At 33.2% G+C, this 407-nt stretch carries 1 protein-coding gene; it reads left to right on the forward strand.

What is annotated here, in order from left to right:
- Positions 1–321, forward strand: a 321-nt coding sequence (locus NBRC110019_RS16795; RefSeq protein WP_281756621.1) for a T9SS type B sorting domain-containing protein, incomplete at its 5' end; no start/stop codon positions are given.
- Positions 322–407 lie beyond the last annotated feature (86 nt).

The following is a 407-nucleotide window of genomic DNA, read 5'->3' on the forward strand; positions in this document are numbered from 1 at the left end:
GTAGAAGTAACTACAGAGCATTGTGATAACTATTACGAAATTGTAGTAAACGAAGCTTCTGGATGTATCATTCCACAAGGTATATCACCGGGTAATGATAATAAGAATGAATCATTTGATCTTGATGGATTTGATATTTCTCGAATTACTATTTATAACCGTTTAGGATCAGAAGTGTATACAAGAATCAATTATGTTGATGAGTGGCATGGACAAACGAGTACAGGGGAAGAATTACCTGTTGGTACTTATTTCTATGTACTAGAGCAACGAGATGGTACTAACATTACCGGATGGGTTTACGTAAACAGAGAAAACTAATTAAAAACTAATATTTCACACATTAGATATGAAAAAAATATTCGTACTACTTTGTCTGTTTGTAGCTGCACATAGTTTTGCATAGT

Source organism: Neptunitalea chrysea, assembly GCF_027924145.1.
Lineage (GTDB): Bacteria > Bacteroidota > Bacteroidia > Flavobacteriales > Flavobacteriaceae > Neptunitalea > Neptunitalea chrysea.